Raw genomic sequence first — 1157 nt, forward strand, 5'->3', positions numbered from 1 at the left:
ATGGATACAGCAGTTGCACAGCTACGGACTGCTATCAGCGTCCTTTCGCCCTCAAGACCAGATTTGTGTCCTCCGAAGCTATATTCGGCAAAGAGATAATCTAGTGCGAAGTGCCTGTGTGCATATACAACGGATACAGAAGGCACTTACCGAAATAAATGTACAGTTGCATCAAGTCGTCAGTGACATTACAGGGGCAACAGGTATGGCGATTATTCGGGCCATTGTTGCTGGAGAGCATGACCCACAAACATTAGCAACTCTACGACATCCTCGGAGTCGCCGGAGTGAGACGGAAATTGCTCAAGCATTACAGGGCAATTATCGCCAAGAGCATATTTTCATTTTGCAACAAGAATTAGCACTCTATGATGCTTATCAAGTTCAGATTGCTGCCTGTGACACTCAAATCGAGCAGTGTTTATCCAAATTCAACGTTACCTCAGAGATTGCCCTGCCAATTCCGGGTTCTCCCCGTCGTAAACCTCAAGATAATCAGCCTGCTTTTGACCTGCAAACCCATCTTCAGCGCATCAGTGGCGTTGACTTTACTGAAATTGATGGCATGGGAGCCTTGACGGTACAGACTATCTTGTCAGAGGTTGGGCTGGATGCCAGCCGCTTCCCAACAGTCAAACATTTTACGTCTTGGCTCGGATTGTGCCCAGGCAGTTGTATTACAGGCGGTAAGGTGAAAAACTCCCGAACTCGACGGGTCGTTAATCGCGCTGCGAACGCTTTCCGTATGGCGGCGCTAGCCGCCGGTAAAACCCGCTCTGCCCTCGGTGCGTTTTATCGACGTCTGCGAACTCGTTTGGGAACACCGAAAGCAATTACAGCCACTGCTCATAAGTTAGCTCGCCTCTTTTATCGACTCTGGAGAAATGGGGGAACTTATGATGACCCAGGCATCAATTACTACGAACAACGCTACCAAGAACAAATTCTCAAACGTCTTCAGAAAAAGGCTCAAACATTAGGATTTGAGCTTGTTGCTACATCCTCCACTCAAATTGTTTCTTAGGAGAGGGATAATAAGGATTGCAGAACAGAAGATTGTAGGAAATAAAATTCCCAATCTATTACATGATATCGACTATACATTTTTTCTTGTAAGTCTAAATGAACATCTGGGCGACCCTGAAATTCTGATAGTG

General features: G+C 46.2%; 1 protein-coding gene. It reads left to right on the plus strand.

Translation table 11 applies throughout. From position 1 onward, the window contains the following. Positions 1-1024: IS110 family RNA-guided transposase (locus AC2VE5_RS28350; protein ID WP_486890843.1), on the plus strand; the 1024-nt coding region annotated here is incomplete at its 5' end. Positions 1025-1157 lie beyond the last annotated feature (133 nt).

Source organism: Aliterella sp. E5.1 (assembly GCF_057473825.1).